General features: G+C 61.1%; 1 pseudogene. It reads left to right on the forward strand.

The annotated features are described in order from the left end of the window. Positions 1–239, forward strand: a pseudogene (locus tag HJG58_RS18775) (type VI secretion system contractile sheath large subunit); the annotation flags it as partial.

The raw sequence follows: 239 nt of genomic DNA on the forward strand, positions 1-239 counted from the left end.
GCGAGTACGAACTGGCCGAGGAAGGCTTCATTTCCCTGACCATGCGCAAGGGCAGCGACAACGCCGCGTTCTTCTCCGCCAGCTCGGTGCAGAAGCCGAAGTTCTTCGGCATCAGCGCCGAAGGCAAGGCCGCGGAGCTGAACTACAAGCTCGGCACCCAGTTGCCGTACATGATGATCGTCAACCGCCTGGCCCATTACCTGAAGGTCCTGCAACGCGAACAGCTGGGGTCGTGGAAG

It is taken from the genome of Acinetobacter geminorum (assembly GCF_013009345.1).
Taxonomy (GTDB): Bacteria; Pseudomonadota; Gammaproteobacteria; order Pseudomonadales; family Moraxellaceae; genus Acinetobacter; species Acinetobacter geminorum.